General features: G+C 69.3%; 14 protein-coding genes. 9 read left to right on the top strand and 5 right to left on the bottom strand.

The window, feature by feature from the left end; all coding sequences use genetic code 11:
- From VHD82_RS08895 to VHD82_RS08935, 9 genes are all read left to right on the top strand, one after another.
- Positions 1–525, top strand: coding sequence for a (2Fe-2S)-binding protein (locus VHD82_RS08895; protein ID WP_325699382.1), 525 nt, complete (start codon positions 1–3; stop codon positions 523–525).
- Entirely contained in the window at positions 522–2,891 is a 2,370-nt protein-coding gene (locus VHD82_RS08900; RefSeq protein ID WP_325699385.1) for an aerobic carbon-monoxide dehydrogenase large subunit, read from the top strand. Before VHD82_RS08895 ends, VHD82_RS08900 begins: the two co-directional genes overlap by 4 nt.
- Positions 2,891–3,775, top strand: a complete 885-nt coding sequence (locus VHD82_RS08905; protein ID WP_325699388.1) for an XdhC family protein — start codon at positions 2,891–2,893, stop codon at positions 3,773–3,775. The genes VHD82_RS08900 and VHD82_RS08905 overlap by 1 nt, the downstream gene beginning before the upstream one ends.
- Positions 3,768–4,640, top strand: coding sequence for a MoxR family ATPase (locus VHD82_RS08910; RefSeq protein ID WP_325699391.1), 873 nt, complete (start codon positions 3,768–3,770; stop codon positions 4,638–4,640). The genes VHD82_RS08905 and VHD82_RS08910 overlap by 8 nt, the downstream gene beginning before the upstream one ends.
- Complete coding sequence (locus tag VHD82_RS08915; RefSeq protein ID WP_325699394.1) at positions 4,633–5,769, top strand: vWA domain-containing protein; 1,137 nt, start codon at positions 4,633–4,635, stop codon at positions 5,767–5,769. The genes VHD82_RS08910 and VHD82_RS08915 overlap by 8 nt, the downstream gene beginning before the upstream one ends.
- Positions 5,770–5,778: 9 nt before the next feature.
- On the top strand, positions 5,779–6,528 hold the full coding sequence (locus VHD82_RS08920) for an ABC transporter ATP-binding protein (RefSeq protein WP_325699397.1): 750 nt from the start codon (positions 5,779–5,781) through the stop codon (positions 6,526–6,528).
- 3 nt (positions 6,529–6,531) lie between these two features.
- Complete coding sequence (locus VHD82_RS08925; protein ID WP_325699401.1) at positions 6,532–8,412, top strand: FtsX-like permease family protein; 1,881 nt, start codon at positions 6,532–6,534, stop codon at positions 8,410–8,412.
- 81 nt (positions 8,413–8,493) lie between these two features.
- Positions 8,494–9,306 carry a siderophore-interacting protein gene (locus VHD82_RS08930; RefSeq protein ID WP_325699404.1) on the top strand — a complete coding sequence of 271 codons (813 nt, stop codon included), beginning with the start codon at positions 8,494–8,496 and terminating at the stop codon, positions 9,304–9,306.
- A 114-nt stretch (positions 9,307–9,420) separates the two neighbouring features.
- On the top strand, positions 9,421–10,638 hold the full coding sequence (locus tag VHD82_RS08935; protein WP_325699407.1) for a serine hydrolase domain-containing protein: 1,218 nt from the start codon (positions 9,421–9,423) through the stop codon (positions 10,636–10,638).
- Between the two features lie 199 nt (positions 10,639–10,837).
- Here the strand turns inward: VHD82_RS08935 and VHD82_RS08940 are convergent, their stop codons facing one another.
- The 5 genes from VHD82_RS08940 to VHD82_RS08960 form a co-directional block, all read right to left on the bottom strand.
- Positions 10,838–11,833: a TIGR03842 family LLM class F420-dependent oxidoreductase gene (locus VHD82_RS08940; protein ID WP_325699410.1), complete on the bottom strand. Its 996-nt coding sequence runs from the start codon at positions 11,831–11,833 to the stop codon at positions 10,838–10,840.
- Between the two features lie 10 nt (positions 11,834–11,843).
- A complete protein-coding gene (hydA, locus tag VHD82_RS08945) occupies positions 11,844–13,229 on the bottom strand; it encodes a dihydropyrimidinase (RefSeq protein WP_325700002.1) in 1,386 nt (461 codons plus the stop codon).
- Positions 13,229–14,071: a nitrilase-related carbon-nitrogen hydrolase gene (locus VHD82_RS08950; RefSeq protein ID WP_325699413.1), complete on the bottom strand. Its 843-nt coding sequence runs from the start codon at positions 14,069–14,071 to the stop codon at positions 13,229–13,231. The genes hydA and VHD82_RS08950 overlap by 1 nt, the downstream gene beginning before the upstream one ends.
- Entirely contained in the window at positions 14,022–15,590 is a 1,569-nt protein-coding gene (locus VHD82_RS08955) for an NCS1 family nucleobase:cation symporter-1 (RefSeq protein WP_325699416.1), read from the bottom strand. Before VHD82_RS08955 ends, VHD82_RS08950 begins: the two co-directional genes overlap by 50 nt.
- A gap of 155 nt (positions 15,591–15,745) precedes the next feature.
- Positions 15,746–16,102 carry an SSI family serine proteinase inhibitor gene (locus VHD82_RS08960; RefSeq protein ID WP_325699419.1) on the bottom strand — a complete coding sequence of 119 codons (357 nt, stop codon included), beginning with the start codon at positions 16,100–16,102 and terminating at the stop codon, positions 15,746–15,748.
- Positions 16,103–16,133 lie beyond the last annotated feature (31 nt).

The following is a 16,133-nucleotide window of genomic DNA, read 5'->3' on the forward strand; positions in this document are numbered from 1 at the left end:
ATGGAGATCAACGTGACCGTCAACGGCACGGCCTACCAGCGGGATGTCGAACCCCGGCTGCTGCTCGTGCATTTCCTCCGTGACGAACTCGGCCTGACCGGGACGCACTGGGGTTGCGACACCTCCAACTGCGGCACCTGCGTCGTCTGGCTGGACGAGGTGCCGGTGAAATCCTGCACGGTGCTCGCCGTGATGGCCGACGGGCACCGGGTGCGCACGGTCGAAGGGCTCGCCAACGGGGTCGGGCTGGACACCGTGCAGCAGGGGTTCACCGAATGCCACGGGCTGCAGTGCGGGTTCTGCACGCCGGGGATGATGATGACCGCCCGCTGGCTCATCGACAACAACCCGCGACCGTCCGAAGAGGACATTCGCGAGGCGATTTCCGGGCAGCTGTGCCGGTGCACCGGTTACGAGAACATCGTGCGCTCGATCCGCTGGGCCGCCGACGCCGAGGCCGGGGTGGCCGGGGCCGAACCCGCGCCTGCCGAGGCCGCCACCACCGCGAAGGAGGTGCAGGCATGACGACCACCCCGATGGGCTATGGCTCGATGCATCGCAAGGAGGACGCGCGGTTCATCCGCGGCCACGGCAACTACGTCGACGACATTTCCCTGCCCGGGATGTTGCACGGCGCGGTGCTGCGCAGCCCGCTCGCCCACGCGAAGATCGTCTCGGTGGACACCAGCGCCGCCGAAGCGCATCCGAAGGTGCGCGCGGTCATCACCGGCGAGACGCTCGCCGGGCTCGATCTCGCGTGGATGCCGACCCTCTCCCACGACGTGCAGGCGGTCCTGGCCACCGACAAGGTCCGCTTCCAGGGCCAGGAAGTCGCCTTCGTCGTCGCCGAGGACAGGTACTCCGCCCGTGACGCGCTGGAACTGATCGACGTCGAATACGAGGCCCTGCCGCCGGTGGTCGACGCCCGCCGGGCGCTCGAGCCGGATGCGCCGGTGATCCGTGACGACGTGGAAGGCCGCACGGACAACCACATCTTCGACTGGGAGACCGGCGACAAACAGGCCACCGACGACGTGTTCGCCCGCGCCGACGTGGTGGCGGTGCAGGACATGCTCTACCCCCGCGTGCATCCGGCGCCGATGGAGACCTGCGGGGCCGTCGCCGACCTGGATCCGGTGACCGGCAAGCTCACCATGTACACCACCACCCAGGCGCCGCACGCGCACCGCACCATCTACGCCCTGGTCGCGGGCCTGCCCGAGCACAAGATCCGCGTGGTGTCCCCGGATATCGGCGGCGGGTTCGGCAACAAGGTGGGCATCTACCCCGGGTACGTGTGCGCGGTGGTCGGCTCGATCGTCACCGGTAAACCGGTGAAGTGGATGGAGGACCGCTCGGAGAACCTGATGAGCACGTCCTTCGCCCGGGACTACCATATGCACGGCGAGGTGGCGTCCACAAAGGACGGTAAGCTGCTGGGTATCCGGGTCAAGGTGCTGGCCGACCACGGCGCGTTCAACGGCACCGCGCAGCCGACGAAGTTCCCCGCCGGGTTCTTCGGGGTGTTCACCGGCTCCTACGACATCGAGGCCGCGCACTGCGAGGTCACCGGCGTCTACACGAACAAGGCGCCCGGCGGCGTCGCCTACGCCTGTTCGTTCCGCATCACCGAGGCCGTGTACCTGGTGGAGCGGATGATCGACGTGCTCGCGTTCGACCTCGGCCTGGACCCCGCCGAGCTGCGGATGAAGAACCTGCTGCGGCCCGAGCAGTTCCCGTACGAGAGCAAGACCGGCTGGGAGTACGACTCCGGCGACTATCCGCGTGCGCTGCGCAAGGCGCTCGAACTGGTGCGGTACGACGAACTTCGCGCGGAGCAGGCGAAGCGGCGTGAATCCGGCGGTGACAACCTGATGGGCATCGGCGTCTCGTTCTTCACCGAGGCGGTCGGTGCCGGGCCGCGCAAGCACATGGACATCCTCGGCCTCGGCATGGCCGACGGCGCCGAACTTCGGGTGCATCCGACGGGCAAGGCGGTGCTGCGGCTGTCCTGCCAGAGCCAGGGGCAGGGCCACGAGACGACGTTCGCCCAGATCGTGGCCGAGGAGCTGGGCATCTCCCCGGACGACATCGACGTGGTGCACGGCGACACCGACCAGACCCCGTTCGGGCTCGGCACCTACGGTTCGCGCTCCACCCCGGTGTCCGGCGCGGCGACGGCGGTGGTGGCGCGCCGGGTGCGGGACCGGGCGAAGATCGTCGCCTCCGCGATGCTGGAGGTGAGCCCGGACGACCTGGAATGGGAGAAGGGCCGCTGGTTCGTCAAGGGCGACCCGGAGGCCGGGAAGTCCATTCAGGACATCGCGATGGCCGCGCACTCCAGTCTCGAACTGCCCGACGGCGTCGAGGGGCACCTGGACGCGAGCTGCGTGTACAACCCGCCCAACCTGACCTATCCCTTCGGCGCCTACGTCTGCGTGGCCGACGTGGACGCCGGGACCGGGCAGGTGAAGGTGCGCGAGTTCGTCGCGGTGGACGACTGCGGGGTGCGGATCAACCCGATGATCGTCGAGGGCCAGGTGCACGGTGGCCTCGCCGACGGGGTCGGGATGGCGCTGATGCAGGTGATGGCGTTCGACGAGGACGGCAACCACCTCGGCGGCTCGTTCATGGACTACCTGCTGCCCACGTCGATGGAATGCCCGTCGTGGCGGCTCGGCGAGACGGTCACCCCCTCGCCGCACCACCCGATCGGCGCGAAGGGCGTCGGCGAGTCGGCGACCGTTGGCTCGCCGGCCGCGGTCGTCAACGCCGTGCTGGACGCGCTGAAGCCGTACGGTGTGCGGCACGCGGACATGCCGCTCACCCCGGCCGCGGTGTGGTGCGCGCTGCAGGGGAGTCCACTTCGGACAGATCTGGCGATAACCTGATGCCCAGCCACGAACTGCTCGCGCAGGCGGATTCGTTACGGGCCAGGAGAAGCCCGTTCGTGCTCGCGACGGTGGTCCGCGTGCAGCGGCCGACCAGCGCCAAGCCGGGGGACTGCGCGCTGGTGCTGCCCGACGGGACCATCGAGGGTTTCGTCGGTGGCAGCTGCGCGGAGTCCACGGTCCGCACCGAGGGCATCCGGTTGCTGGGCACCGGCGAGGCCACTCTGCTGCGGATCACGCCGGACGTCGCAGGCACGGGCACGATCGAGGAGGGCGTGGTCACGGTGGGCAATCCGTGTCTGTCCGGCGGAACGCTGGAAATCTTCCTGGAGGCGCAGCTGCCGCCGACGCTCGTGGTGGTGTTCGGGGACGCGCCGGTCGCCCGCGCGCTGATCTCGGTCGGCCGGGCGATCGGCTATGACGTGCGGGTCCTGGACAGTCCGGCCGCGCTCCCGGCGGACGCGGACGCGGTGCTCGTCGCCTCGCACGGGCGGGACGAGGAGGACGTACTGCAGGAGGCGATCGCCGCGGACGTCGGCTACATCGGGCTGATCGCGAGCAGCAGGCGCGGAAGCGCGGTGGTGAGGACGCTCGGGGAGCGATCGGAACTCGTGCACACCCCGGCGGGACTGGACATCGGCGCCCGCACCCCGGCGGAGATCGCGGTGTCGGTGTACGCGGAGCTGATCACCTGCCGTCCCCGGGCCCGGCTGCGCGATCAGCCCGCGCCGGCGGAGGCGCCCGATCCGGTGTGCGGGATGACGGTGACCGTGGTGGGTGATTCGCTGCAGTTGCCCTACGAAGGCAAGCGGTACTACTTCTGTGGTCCCGGCTGCCGTCAGGCGTTCGCGGACGAGCCGTCCCGGTACGTGGCCGATGCCTGAAAACGTGGCCGAACTCTCGGAAAGCCTTGCCACGGCGGGTTATCTGACCGACGAGCAGCTGGCGACCGCGCTGTTCCTCGCGGTACGGATGGCCCAGCCGATCCTGCTCGAAGGCGAGCCCGGCGTGGGCAAGACCGAGGCCGCGAAAGCGCTTTCCCGTGCGCTGGACACCCCGCTGATCCGGCTGCAATGCTACGAAGGGCTCTCGCTGGCGGACGCGCTGTACGAGTGGAACTACCCGCGGCAGCTGCTCGGTATCCGGCTCGCCGAAGCGCGCGGCGAGCAACTGTCCGAAACGGACCTGTTCAGCGAGGACTACCTGCTGGCGCGGCCGTTGCTGGCGGCGATCGAGCATCCGGGCCCGCGCCCGGCGGTGCTGCTGATCGACGAGGTGGACCGCGCCGACGACGAGTTCGAGGCCTTCCTGCTGGAACTGCTCGCCGAGTCCACGGTGACCATTCCGGAGCTGGGCACCCGGCGCGCGGTGCTGCCGCCGATCGCGGTGCTGACCTCCAACCGCACTCGTGAGCTGCACGACGCGCTCAAACGTCGTTGCCTGTACCAGTGGATCGCGCATCCGGACTCCGAGCGGGTCGCGGCGATCATCCGGTTGCGGGTGCCCGGGATCGAGGGCTGGCTGGCCGAGCGGGTGGCCGCCGCGGTGCGCCGGTTCCGGTCGCTGGAGCTGTACAAACCACCCGGGGTGGCGGAGGCGATCAACTGGGCTTCGGCGCTGCACGTGCTGGGCGTCGAGGTGCTGGACGAAACCGCGCTGCGGCGGACGATGAGCGCGGTGCTCAAATACGAAGAGGACCGGGCGGCGGTGGAGGCCGCGGGGCTCGCGTACGTGGCAGGCGATGGCTGATCTCGCCGACTTCGCCGCCCGGTTTTGTGCTTTGCTGCGGGCACAAGGGGTTTCGGTCGGCGCGGACCGTGCGGCACGGTTCGCCGACGCGCTCGTGCAGGTTTCGCCGCGAAGGCCGGAGGAGCTGTACTGGTGTGCGGTCGCGACGCTGGCGGCGGCTCCTGGTGACGTGGACTTGCTCGGCCAGGTGTTTGAAGAGGTGTTCGGCGACGCCGTGCATGCGGCTTTCCGGGATGAGCGAACCGCTCCGGGTGCCGGTGCGCCGTCGATCTCGCCGGGCGCGGGAACGGGGCAGGTGCGCGAGGTGCCGACGGCGGGCAGTGCGCTGGAAGTGCTCGCCTCACGGGATTTCGGCGAACTGGAACCCGGCGAACTGGCGCTGCTGCGGGAAATGATGCGCCGCTTCCGGTTCGCCCCGCCCGTGCGGAAGTCCCGGCGCAGGCGTCCCGCGTCGGGAGGTCGACGTGTCGACATGCGCGAGACCTTGCGCGGGGCGCGGCGCAGCGGGGGAGAAGCAGTGACGCTGCATCGGTGGGCGCCACGGGAGAAACCTCGGAAACTCGTTGTGCTGTGCGATATCTCGGGCTCCATGCAGGCATATGCGCGGGCCATGCTGCAGCTGCTGATGTGCGCGCACGGCGGTGCGCGAGCGGAGGTGTTCACCTTCGCGACGAGGCTGACCAGGCTCAGCAAAACGCTGGCCGCAGACTCGGTGGCGGCGATGCGGCGAGCGGGGGAGGTGGTGCCGGACTGGTCGGGCGGCACTCGGATCGGCGCCGCGCTGCGGGAGTTCCTCGACAGTCACGGGGCACGCGGAATGGCGCGCGGCGCGGTGGTGGTGATCATTTCCGACGGCTGGGAGACCGGCGAGCCCGGTGAGCTCGGCGCGCAGATGGCGCGGCTTTCCCGGCTGGCGCACCGGATCGTATGGGCGAACCCGCGTACCGCGCGGCCCGGTTACCGGCCACTGGCCGGCGGGATGGCCGCCGCCTGGCCGTATTGCGACGCGGTCGTCAGCGCACACCGGCTGGACGCGATCGGAGAGCTGCTGGCCGCGATCGGGGGTGAGGACAGCCCTACCCCGGATCCGGGGGCGCGCGCGGGTGTGCCGGGAGCTTCGCGCTGGTGAGCTTGAGCCATGACGACAGCGATCGACACCGGCCGCGCCACCGCGGTGGATCTTCGTGCGGTGACCAGGGAGTATGGCGGGAAACAGGCGCGGGTGCGGGCGCTGGACGGCGTGAGCCTGAGCTTCCCCGCCGGCTCGTGGACGGCCGTGATGGGGCCGTCCGGTTCGGGCAAGTCCACCCTGCTGCACTGCGCGGCCGGGCTGGAAAGGTGCACCAGCGGGCAGGTCGTGCTGGCGGGCACGGACATCACGGCCGCGTCGGACAGCACGCTCACCGCCTTGCGCCGCCGGGAGATCGGTTTCGTCTTCCAGAGCTTCAACCTGATCGGCTCGCTGACCGCCGAGCAGAACGTGGCGCTGCCGCTGCGGCTGGCCGGGCAGCGGGTGTCCAAAAAGGACGTCCACGCGGTGCTGGCGAGCGTCGGCCTGCAGAACCGGCTCAAGCACCGGCCGCGGGAGCTTTCCGGCGGCCAGCAGCAACGGGTGGCGATCGCGCGGGCGATGGTGACCCGGCCCGCGGTGCTGTTCGCCGACGAGCCGACCGGCGCGCTGGACTCGAAGTCCGCCCGCTCGGTGCTGGCCCTGCTGCGGCAGATGGTCGACCGGTCGGGGCAGACCATCGTGATGGTCACCCACGATCCGGGCGCCGCCGCGAGCGCCGACTCCGTGGTCTTCCTCTCCGACGGCCGGATCGTCGACCGGCTGCGGCGCCCGGACGCGCGGCAGGTGGCCGACCGCCTGGCCGGGCTGGAGGGCTGAGCGATGTTCGGGCTTTCCCTGTCGACCTTCCGTGAGCGCTGGCAGCTGTTCCTCGGGGCGATCCTGACCGTCCTGATCGGCGTCGCGCTCGTGCAGTCTTCCTTGCTCATCCTGATTTCCGCTGCCGCTCCCGACATTCCCGCCGGGCTTTCCGAGGCCGCGGCCGACGAGCTGCGCGACAGCTACGTCGGCGCGATCACGTTGCTCGCGATGACGTTGGGCATCGCGACCTTCCTGGCGGTGTTCATCGTCAGCTCGACGTTCGCCTTCACCATCGCGCAGCGGCGCCGGGATCTGGCGCTGCTGCGGCTTTCCGGTGGCAGCCGCGGCCAGTTGCGGCGGCTCCTGCTCTCCGAAGCGTTGCTGCTCGGGGTGCTCGGCACCGGGCTCGGGGTGCCGCTCGGGCTGTGGGTGATGAAGCTGCAATCCCGGCTGTTGATCGAACTCGGGTTCGTGCCGGATGGGTTCGTTCCGCGGTGGCAGGGCTGGATTCTCGGTGTCTCGGCCGGTGTCGGGATCGGTGTGGCGCTGCTCGGCGTGCTGTCGGCCTCGCGCCGCGCGTCGAAGGTGCGGCCGCTGGAGGCGCTGCGCGAAAGCGGCGAAGCCGCCCGGGTGATGACGTTTTCCCGTTGGTTCTTCGGCATCCTGTTCGTCTCCGGTGCCGTGGCGCTGGCGATCGTTTCCCGGTTCGCCGGGCCGAGCGGCGCGGTGCCGCTGTCCATCAACGTGGCCATCACCGGCGCCATCGGCCTGAGCGCGCTGAGCCCGCTGGTCGTGCCGCTGACGGGGCGCGTGTTCGGCTTCGTCCTGCGGTTCACCACGCTCGGCTCGCTGGCACAGGCGAACCTGCGTGACGGAGTCCGCCGCAGCGCTTCGACGGCCGCGCCGCTGCTGGTGCTGGTCGCTCTGATACTCGGGCTGTCGAGCACGCTGGCCACGCTTTCGGTCGCGGACAAGGAAGACCAGCTGCGCACGATCTCCGCGGACGTCGTCGTCCCCTCGGCCGACGTGCCCCGCTCGGCGGACATCGCGGTCGCCGACACCGAGGTCTCCACCCGGGTCGACGTCACGTTCGACAAGCACGACAAGGACAAGAACGACACCGCGGACGCGTTGATCGTGGACGCCGACGCCTACCGGCAGACCCATGCCCGCGGCCCGCTCAGCGGCAGCCTGGCCGATCTGCACGGGCCGACGGTCGCGGCCACGGATTTCGCGGTGGGGGACACGATCGTGGTCCGGATCGGCGGCCAGGAGGAGCAGCGCCGGGTGGTCGCCGTGCTGCCGCAGGCGGTCAACGGCGGGGTGGACTACCTGCTGCCCCGTGACTCGGTGCCGGCGGCCGCGCTCGCCGGGGCACCGGCGCAGACGCTGGTCAAGGCCGCGACCGGGGTGGATCCGGCGGCGCTGCTCGCGGCCGCGCCGGGTGCCGTGACCTTGCCCGACTGGGTGGATTCCCGTTCGACGAAACAGGATTCGATGAACTCCGGGATCATGACCGTGCTCATGGGACTGGCCGGGCTGTACGCGCTGATGGCCGTGGTCAACGCCGTGGTGATCGCGGCGGCTGCGCGGAAGGCGGAGTTCGCCGTGGCACGGGTGACCGGGCTGACCCGGCGCCAGGTGGTGGGCGCGGCGCTCGTCGAGTCCTGGGCCGTGGCCGCCATCGGCGTGCTGCTCGGTCTGCTCGCCGCCGCCGGCACCCTGGCCGGGATCGGTTCGGCGCTCGGCGAGCTCACCGGGGTGGCGACCTACGTGGTGCCGTGGTCCGTGCTCGGCCTGGTGGTGCTCGGCGCGTTCGTGGTGGTCGGGGTGGCGAGCGTGGGCACGAGCCTGGCCGCCACCAGGACCGCTCCGGTGTCTCTGGTCGGTGCGCGGGAGTAACGCTCAGCTTGCCCACAAGCTCACCCGGCCGTCTTAGGGTAGCCTAAGTACAACTACCCGGGACTGAATGAGGAGTTTCCTATGGCGGAAAGGCCCGAACGGAAGGCCCGGCCGGCGGTCAGGCTGCGGGTGTTGCGGACCCAGCAGCTCACCCCGCACATGATCAGGATCGTGGCCGGGGGCGAAGGGCTCGCCCTGTTCCAGCCGAACGAGTTCACCGACGCCTACGTCAAGGTACTCTTCCCGGTCCCTGGCGTGAGCTATCCCGAGCCGTTCGACATGGGCGTCATCCGTGCCGAGCTGCCGCGGGAACACTGGCCGGTGATGCGCAGCTACACGGTGCGTCACTACGACGCCGACGCGGGTGAGCTGACGATCGACTTCGTGCACCACGGTGACGAGGGCGTGGCCGGGCCGTGGGCCCGGCGTGTCCAGCCGGGCGACGACCTGCTGCTCAACGGGCCGGGCGGGGCGTACGCGCCGGGCGCGGAGGCGGACTGGCACTTGCTGGTGGGCGACGAGAGCGCACTGCCCGCGATCGCGCTTTCGCTCGAGCACATGCCCGAAGGGGCGCCGGTGCGGGTGTTCGTCGAGATCGAGGGCCCCGGCGAGCGGCAGCCGCTGACGACCAAGGGTGACGCGCAGGTCCACTGGGTGCATCGGTCGGCGGGGGAGAGTCTGGTCGACGCCGTGCGCGGACTGGAGTTTCCCGCGGGCACGGTGCAGGCGTTCGTACACGGCGAAGCGGGTTTCGTGCGTGAGCTCCGGCGGTATCTGCTCGACGAGCGCGGGGTGCGCAAGGACCTGCTGTCGATCTCCGGTTACTGGCGCCGCGGCGCCACGGACGAGCAGTGGCGGGCGGAGAAAGCCGCGGAGCGCGCCGCGCAGAAGTAGCACGGACCTTGACGTTCCCGGCCGGCGGCGTGAAGGTACCGAACATGGTTCCTCTGCGTTGTTCATCATCGATCCGGTTCCGGTTGTGCGGTTTGCCTGCTTGTGGCCGGATCGATGAAAACTGAGCTGGAGCCCGCCGAGGTCGGGCTGGACGCGGGCAGGCTGGCGCGGATCGACCGGCACTTCGCCCCCTATGTGGACGACGGCAGGCTGCCCGGCTGGCTGATCGCGGTGAGCCGGCGCGGCAAGCTGGCCTACGTCTCGGCCTATGGCCGGCGGGATATCGAGGCCGGGCTGCCGGTCGAGACGGACACCCACTGGCGGATCTTCTCGATGAGCAAACCGGTCACCTCGGTCGCGGCGATGATGCTCTACGAGGAAGGCGCCTTCGACCTCACGGACCCGATTTCCCGCTGGCTGCCCGAATTCGCCAACCCGCGGGTCTACGTCAAGGGCTCCGCGCTCAAACCGCTCACCGAACCGGCCACCGAGCCGATCCGGGTGTGGCATCTGCTCACGCACACCTCGGGCCTGACCTACGGCTTCCACCACGCGCATCCGGTGGACGCGATGTACCGCAGCGCCGGGTTCGAATGGGGCGCGCCCCCGGGGCTGGATCTGGCCGCCTGCACCGAAAAATGGGCCGAGCTGCCACTGGTGTTCCAGCCCGGCAGCGAGTGGAACTACTCGGTCTCCACCGACGTGCTCGGCCGGTTCGTCGAGGCGGTCTCCGGGCAGCCGCTGGACGAGTTCTTCGAGCAGCGGATCTTCACCCCGCTCGGGATGGAGCACACCTCGTTCGGCACGGAGAAGGAAAACCTCGCCGCGCTGTACGTGCCGGACCCGGCCACCGGCAAGGCGCTGCGCAACGACGGCTTCGGGCAGGTCGGCGTCGGGCGGCCGGACTACTTCTCGGGCGGCGGCGGGCTGGTTTCGACCGCGGGCGACTACCACCGGTTCACCCAGTTCCTGCTCCGCGGCGGGGAGCTCGACGGCACTCGGTTGCTCAGTCCGCGCACGGTCGGGCTGATGGCGAGCAACCACCTGCCCGGTGACGTGGACCTGGAGGCGTACGGGCGGCCGCTGTTCGCCGAAATGCCCTTCGACGGACACGGTTTCGGGCTCGGCTTTTCGGTGCTGCGCGACCCGGTGAAGGCGAAAACGCTGGGCAGCCGCGGCGAATACGCCTGGGGCGGCGCGGCGAGCACCGCGTTCTGGGTCGACCCCGCCGAGGAGCTGACGGTGCTGTTCTTCACGCAGCTGCTGCCGTCGAGCACGTATCCGATCCGGCAGTACCTGCGCACGCTGGTGTACCAGTCACTGGTGGACTAGGGACTGTTTTGGAAGTGGTTTGCGTGGCGGTGCGGTAGCGGGCCCTCCCGTCGCCCACCACCACCCTCAACGGACACGCTGCGCGCGACCCCGCCGATTCACCACGTCGGCGCTGTCCTCGCCAGGAACCACCTCAGAACCCGCAGCGGTGCCGGTTGACGGCCCACCGCAAGCGGCTCCGCCACTTATAAAACACAACCTAGGCCGCCAGCTTCCCGATGATTTTCTCGTACGCGGCAAGGGTGCGTTCGCGCTCGTCGTGCATCAGGTACAGCGAGAACTGGTGCACGCCGAGCTCCGCGAACTCCTGCAGGCGTGCCACGTGCGCCGCGGCCGGGCCGGTGAGACAGAACCGGTCGACGATCGCGTCCGGGACGAAATCCGTCGACGGGTTCCCGGCGCGGCCGTGGTGCGCGTAGTCGTACCCCTGGCGAGCCCGGATGTAGTCGGTCAGCTCATGCGGCACCGGGCCCGAATCCCCGTACCGCGCAACGAGATCCGCCACGTGATTGCCCACCATCCCGCCGAACCAGCGCAGCTGCTCCCGCTGGTGCGCGAGATCGTCCCCGACGTAGGCCGGTGCCGCGACGCAGATGGTGATGCCCGCCGGATCCCGCCCCGCCGCACCCGCGGCCTCGTGCACCGCGCCGATGGTCCACCGGGCGATGGCCGGGTCGGCGCACTGCAGGATGAACCCGTCGGCCTGCTCGCCAACCAGCTTCAGCGCCCTCGGGCCGTAGCCCGCCATCCACATCTCCAACCGTCCATTGCGGACCCACGGGATGCGCACCGGCGTGTCCCGCAACAGGACTTCGCGGCCCTCGGCCAGTTCCTTGATCACGTGCATCGACTCGGCGAGAGTGGCCAAAGTGGACGGTGGCTTGCCGACCACGCGGTGCGCCGAGTCCCCGCGCCCGATCCCGCACACCGTGCGGTTGCCGAACATGTCGTTGAGCGTGGCGAACAACGACGCGAGCACCGACCAGTCCCGGGTGCCCGGGCTGGTCACCATCGGCCCCACCGTCATCGACGACGTGGCCGCGAGGATCTGTGAATAGATGACGAACGGCTCCTGCCACAGCACGCACGAGTCGAAGGTCCAGCCATAGCGGAACCCGCGCTCCTCGGCCGCCTTCATCAGCCGGACCACTTCCCGCGCCGGCGGATCGGTCTGCAGCACCACCCCGAAGTCCATGCCCGCTCCTTCAGCCGAGGTACTGGCACAGATCGCGGGACAGGAACCGGCCGTCACCCGGCTTCGCGCCGAACCCGGCGGGCGACACGACGACCTTTCCCCGCGACAGCACCGTTTCCACCTTGCCGGTGAGCTCGAACCCTTCGTAGGCCGAGTAGTCCACAGCCATGTGGTGGGTCTCCGCCGACAGCGTCTGCTTCGCCGCCGGGTCGTAGATCACGACATCGGCGTCCGAGCCCGGGGCGAGCACGCCCTTGCGCGGGTAGAGCCCGAACATCCGCGCCGGGGTGGTCGAGCACGCCTCCACCCAGCGTCCGAGCGAGATCTCGCCGGCGACGACACCCTGGTGCAGCAGGTCCATCCGGTGCTCCACGCCGGGGATTCCGTTGGGGATCTTGGAGAAATCGCCTCGGCCGAGTTCCTTCTGGTCCTTGAAGCAGAACGGGCAGTGGTCGGTGGAGACCACCGACAGGTCGTTCGTCCGCAGCCCGCGCCACAGGTCGGCCTGGTGCTTCTTCTCCCGCAGCGGGGGAGAGGCGACGTACTTGGCGCCTTCGAAATCCGGCCTCGCCAAGTCCTCGATGGACAGATAGAGATACTGCGGACAGGTCTCGGCGAACACGTTCTGGCCCGCGTCGCGTGCCTCCGCCACCGCGGAAAGCGCTTCCGCGGCGGACAGGTGCACGATGTACAACGGCGAACCGGTCACGCGTGCCAGTGTGATCGCACGTGAGGTGGCCTCACCCTCCAAAGCGGACGGACGGGTGTAACCGTGCTGTACCGGTTCGCCCTTGCCTTCCGCGAGGGCCCGCGCCGCCAGCTCGTCGATCGCGATGCCGTTCTCGGCGTGCATCATGATCGTCGCGCCGATCTCCCGCGCCTGCTGCATGGCGCGCAGGATTTCCCCGTCGGTGGAGTAGAAGACCCCGGGGTAGGCCATGAACATCTTGAAACTCGACACCCCGGCGTCGAGGCAGCCGCGCATCTCCTTGAGTGTCGAGTCGTTCACGTCGGACACGATCATGTGGAACCCGTAGTCGATCGCGCAGTTCCCGTCGGCCTTCTCGTGCCATTTGTCCAGAGTGGACCCGAGCGAGGTGCCCTTGGCCTGCACCGCGAAATCGATGATCGTGGTCGTGCCGCCCCACGCCGCGGCCGTGGTCCCGGTTTCGAAGGTGTCCGAGGAGAACGTGCCGCCGAAGGGCATTTCCATGTGGGTGTGCGCGTCGATCCCGCCCGGCAGCACGTATTTGCCGGTGGCGTCGAGCACTGTGTCCGCGGTGTCGAACACGCCGGGCGCGGCGACGGCCGCCACCTGCTCCCCGGCGATGAGCACGTCGGCGGGCACGCCACCGGCGGGGGACAGCACTGTCCCGCCCTTGATGAGAGTGCGCATCACGGCTTCACAATCGAGTCGTAGGAATCCGGCCTGCGGTCGCGGTAGAACGCCCACAGATCCCGGACCGCGGCGAGTTCGTCCATGTCGAGATCGCGTACCACGACCTCGTCCTTGTCGTCGGCCGCGGCTTCGCCGACCAGTTCGCCGCGTGGGTCGACGAAATAGGTCTGCCCGTAGAAGTCGTTGTCGCCCAAGGGTTCCACGCCGACACGGTTGATCGCGCCGACGTAGTACTCGTTGGCGACGGCCGCCGCGGGCTGCTCCAGCCGCCACAGGTACTGCGAAAGGCCACGGCTGGTCGCGGACGGGTTGAACACGATCTTCGCCCCGGCCAGGCCCAGCGCCCGCCAGCCCTCCGGGAAATGCCGGTCGTAGCAGATGTAGACACCGATCCGGCCGACCGCGGTGTCGAACACCGGGTAGCCGGTGTTGCCCGGCCGGAAGTAGAACTTCTCCCAGAAGCCTTTCACCTGCGGGATGTGGTTCTTCCGGTACTTGCCCAGATACGTGCCGTCGGCATCGATCACGGCCGCGGTGTTGTAGTACACCCCGGGCTGCTCCTGCTCGTACATCGGCGCGACGATCACGATCCCGTGCCGTTCCGCGACCTCCTGCATGAGCTTAGTGGTCGGCCCGTCCGGGATGCCCTCGGTGTAGGAGTAGTAGTCGGCGTCCTGCACCTGGCAGAAATACGGCCCGTAGAACAGCTCCTGCAGGCAGACCACCTGCGCGCCCTGGGAGGCGGCGCTGCCGATCGCCTCGACGGCGCCGGCGATCATCGAATCCTTGTCACCCGTCCACCGCTGCTGCACCAAGGCGGCCCTGACCAGGTTGCTCACTGGCTTCCTCCTTCGATTCTGCCGCGCGACCCGGCAGGGTCAGCACGAGATAGACCACGAATCCACCGACCAGCCCGGCGACCCAGCTGTAGTCGTAAAGCGGTTTGAGGAACGGGATCAGCCCGTCCGAGGGGAACGGCCCGTCCGAACCGGGCGCGGTGTAGGCGCCACCGACGGCGAGTACGGCGCCGACGACGGTGGCGACCAGGGCTTGCCAGCTCCAGCCGCCGGCGAACCAGTACCGGCCCTTTTCCTGGTACAGCCCGACAAGATCGAGCGTGCGCCGCCGCTGCACCCAGTAGCCCGCCACCAGCACCCCGGCGACCGCGCCGAGGACGCCGCCGTAGAAACCGAGCCAGGTGAAGATGTAGATGTTCGGGTCGGAGTAGAGCTTCCACGGCATGATCACCACCCCGATCACGCCGGTGATCAGCCCGCCGAGCGCGAAGGTGATGCGCTTGGGGAAGGCGTTGGAGAAGTCGTAGGACGGGCTTACCACGTTGGCCGCGAGGTTCGCCGAGATCGTCGCCAGCACCAGCGCGATCAGCGCGACCACCACCAGCGCTGGGTTGGAGAAGTGGTCCGCCAGCTGGGCCGGGTCCCAGATCGCGTCGCCGTAGAGCAGCTGGCCGCCGGAGGTGGTCAGGATCGCCACCACCGCGATGAACGTCATCGTGGTCGGCAGGCCGAGCAACTGCCCGCGCACCTGGGTGCGCTGGCTGCCGCCGAACCGGGTGAAGTCCGGCATGTTCAGCGAAAGCGTGGACCAGAACGCGATCATCGCCATCAGCGAAGGCGCGAACACCTTCCAGAAACCGGTGCCCCAGCCCAGTTTCGCCGGCTCGGACAGGATCGGGCCCACGCCGCCCGCCTTCACCAGCACGTAGCCCAGCAGGATCAGAAAGCCGACCGACACCAGCGGCGCGGTCCAGTTCTCGAACCGCCGCACGGCTTCCATCCCACGCCAGATGATCAGCATCTGCACGATCCAGAACACGGCGAACGAGAGCCACAGCGTCCACGGCTGCCCGCCGATTTCGGCCGCGTGCCGCCAGCCGCCACCGGCGAGCTTGCCGACGAGGATGTAGATCGCCTCGCCGCCGACCCAGGTCTGGATGCCGAACCAGCCGCACGCGATGAACGCCCGCAGCAGCGCCGCGAAATTCGCGCCGCGGATTCCGTAGAAAGCGCGCGCGAAAACGGGGAACGGGATGCCGTACTTGGTGCCGGCGTGGCTGTTGGCGAGCATCGGGATCAGCACGATCAGATTGCCCAGCGTGATCGTGATGAGCGCCTGCAACCAGTTCATGCCCAGCGCGATGAGCGAGGCCGCGAGCGCGTACGAGGGGATGTTGTGCGCCATCCCCATCCACAGCGCGAAATAGTTGTAGGTGTTCCAGGTCCGCTTCTCCACCGGGACCGGCGCCAGTTCGCTGTTCCAGAACCGGCTGCCGGACACCGATGCCGTGTCGCCGAGATCCACCCGTCCGTCCGGGTGCGTGATCTGCGAGGGTGCCATTGCGGAATCGTGCTCGCCGAGCTGGTCGGCTGGCAGTGGCAGAGTGTTCACTTTTGCCCCCGGCGAAACGCATTCTGTTTGTTGCGTGCGGAGGCCGGGAGTGTATGCGTGCCGCGGGGCCGAAGCCGGTAACGCGGCCGAAACACGGTGGGCGCTCAGAAACCGAAGACCCCGCCGGAGTCGGCGTTGGCGGCGCACCGGTTCGGATACTCGCGCTGCACCAGCACCGGCCGCCCGTGCCAGTGGCCGCTGGCGGTGGCGGCGACCGGGTCCCAGATCAGCGGGCAGAGCACGTTCTGCTTGGGCAGGTGGCCGAAATCCCCATCGGCTTCGGTGAGCGCGGCGCACGCGCGCTCGGCGTGCGGATGGCTGCCACCCGCCGGTTCGCAGTCGAGGGTGACGACGGCGGTGCCCTCGTCGCCGCGCAGGGAGAGCATCATCGAGTCGGCGGGAGGGGCGGGTACCAGCGCCAGCACGGAGGCCAGGGCGGGCAACAGAGTCGAAACAGGCATATCGGCGCTATCGGCGGTTCGATCTTGTCCC

This window comes from Amycolatopsis sp. (genome assembly GCF_035546795.1).
Lineage (GTDB): Bacteria > Actinomycetota > Actinomycetes > Mycobacteriales > Pseudonocardiaceae > Amycolatopsis_E.

Bases quoted from the DNA above. Each gene is read 5' to 3' on its own strand.
- VHD82_RS08905 (WP_325699388.1), top strand. From the start codon at position 2,891: ATGCCCAGCCACGAACTGCTCGCGCAGGCGGATTCGTTACGGGCCAGG.
- VHD82_RS08895 (WP_325699382.1), top strand. From the start codon at position 1: ATGGAGATCAACGTGACCGTCAACGGCACGGCCTACCAGCGGGATGTC.
- VHD82_RS08925 (WP_325699401.1), top strand. From the start codon at position 6,532: ATGTTCGGGCTTTCCCTGTCGACCTTCCGTGAGCGCTGGCAGCTGTTC.
- hydA (WP_325700002.1), bottom strand. From the start codon at position 13,229: ATGCGCACTCTCATCAAGGGCGGGACAGTGCTGTCCCCCGCCGGTGGC.
- VHD82_RS08915 (WP_325699394.1), top strand. From the start codon at position 4,633: ATGGCTGATCTCGCCGACTTCGCCGCCCGGTTTTGTGCTTTGCTGCGG.
- VHD82_RS08955 (WP_325699416.1), bottom strand. From the start codon at position 15,590: ATGGCACCCTCGCAGATCACGCACCCGGACGGACGGGTGGATCTCGGC.
- VHD82_RS08960 (WP_325699419.1), bottom strand. From the start codon at position 16,102: ATGCCTGTTTCGACTCTGTTGCCCGCCCTGGCCTCCGTGCTGGCGCTG.
- VHD82_RS08900 (WP_325699385.1), top strand. From the start codon at position 522: ATGACGACCACCCCGATGGGCTATGGCTCGATGCATCGCAAGGAGGAC.
- VHD82_RS08935 (WP_325699407.1), top strand. From the start codon at position 9,421: ATGAAAACTGAGCTGGAGCCCGCCGAGGTCGGGCTGGACGCGGGCAGG.
- VHD82_RS08940 (WP_325699410.1), bottom strand. From the start codon at position 11,833: ATGGACTTCGGGGTGGTGCTGCAGACCGATCCGCCGGCGCGGGAAGTG.
- VHD82_RS08920 (WP_325699397.1), top strand. From the start codon at position 5,779: ATGACGACAGCGATCGACACCGGCCGCGCCACCGCGGTGGATCTTCGT.
- VHD82_RS08910 (WP_325699391.1), top strand. From the start codon at position 3,768: ATGCCTGAAAACGTGGCCGAACTCTCGGAAAGCCTTGCCACGGCGGGT.
- VHD82_RS08930 (WP_325699404.1), top strand. From the start codon at position 8,494: ATGGCGGAAAGGCCCGAACGGAAGGCCCGGCCGGCGGTCAGGCTGCGG.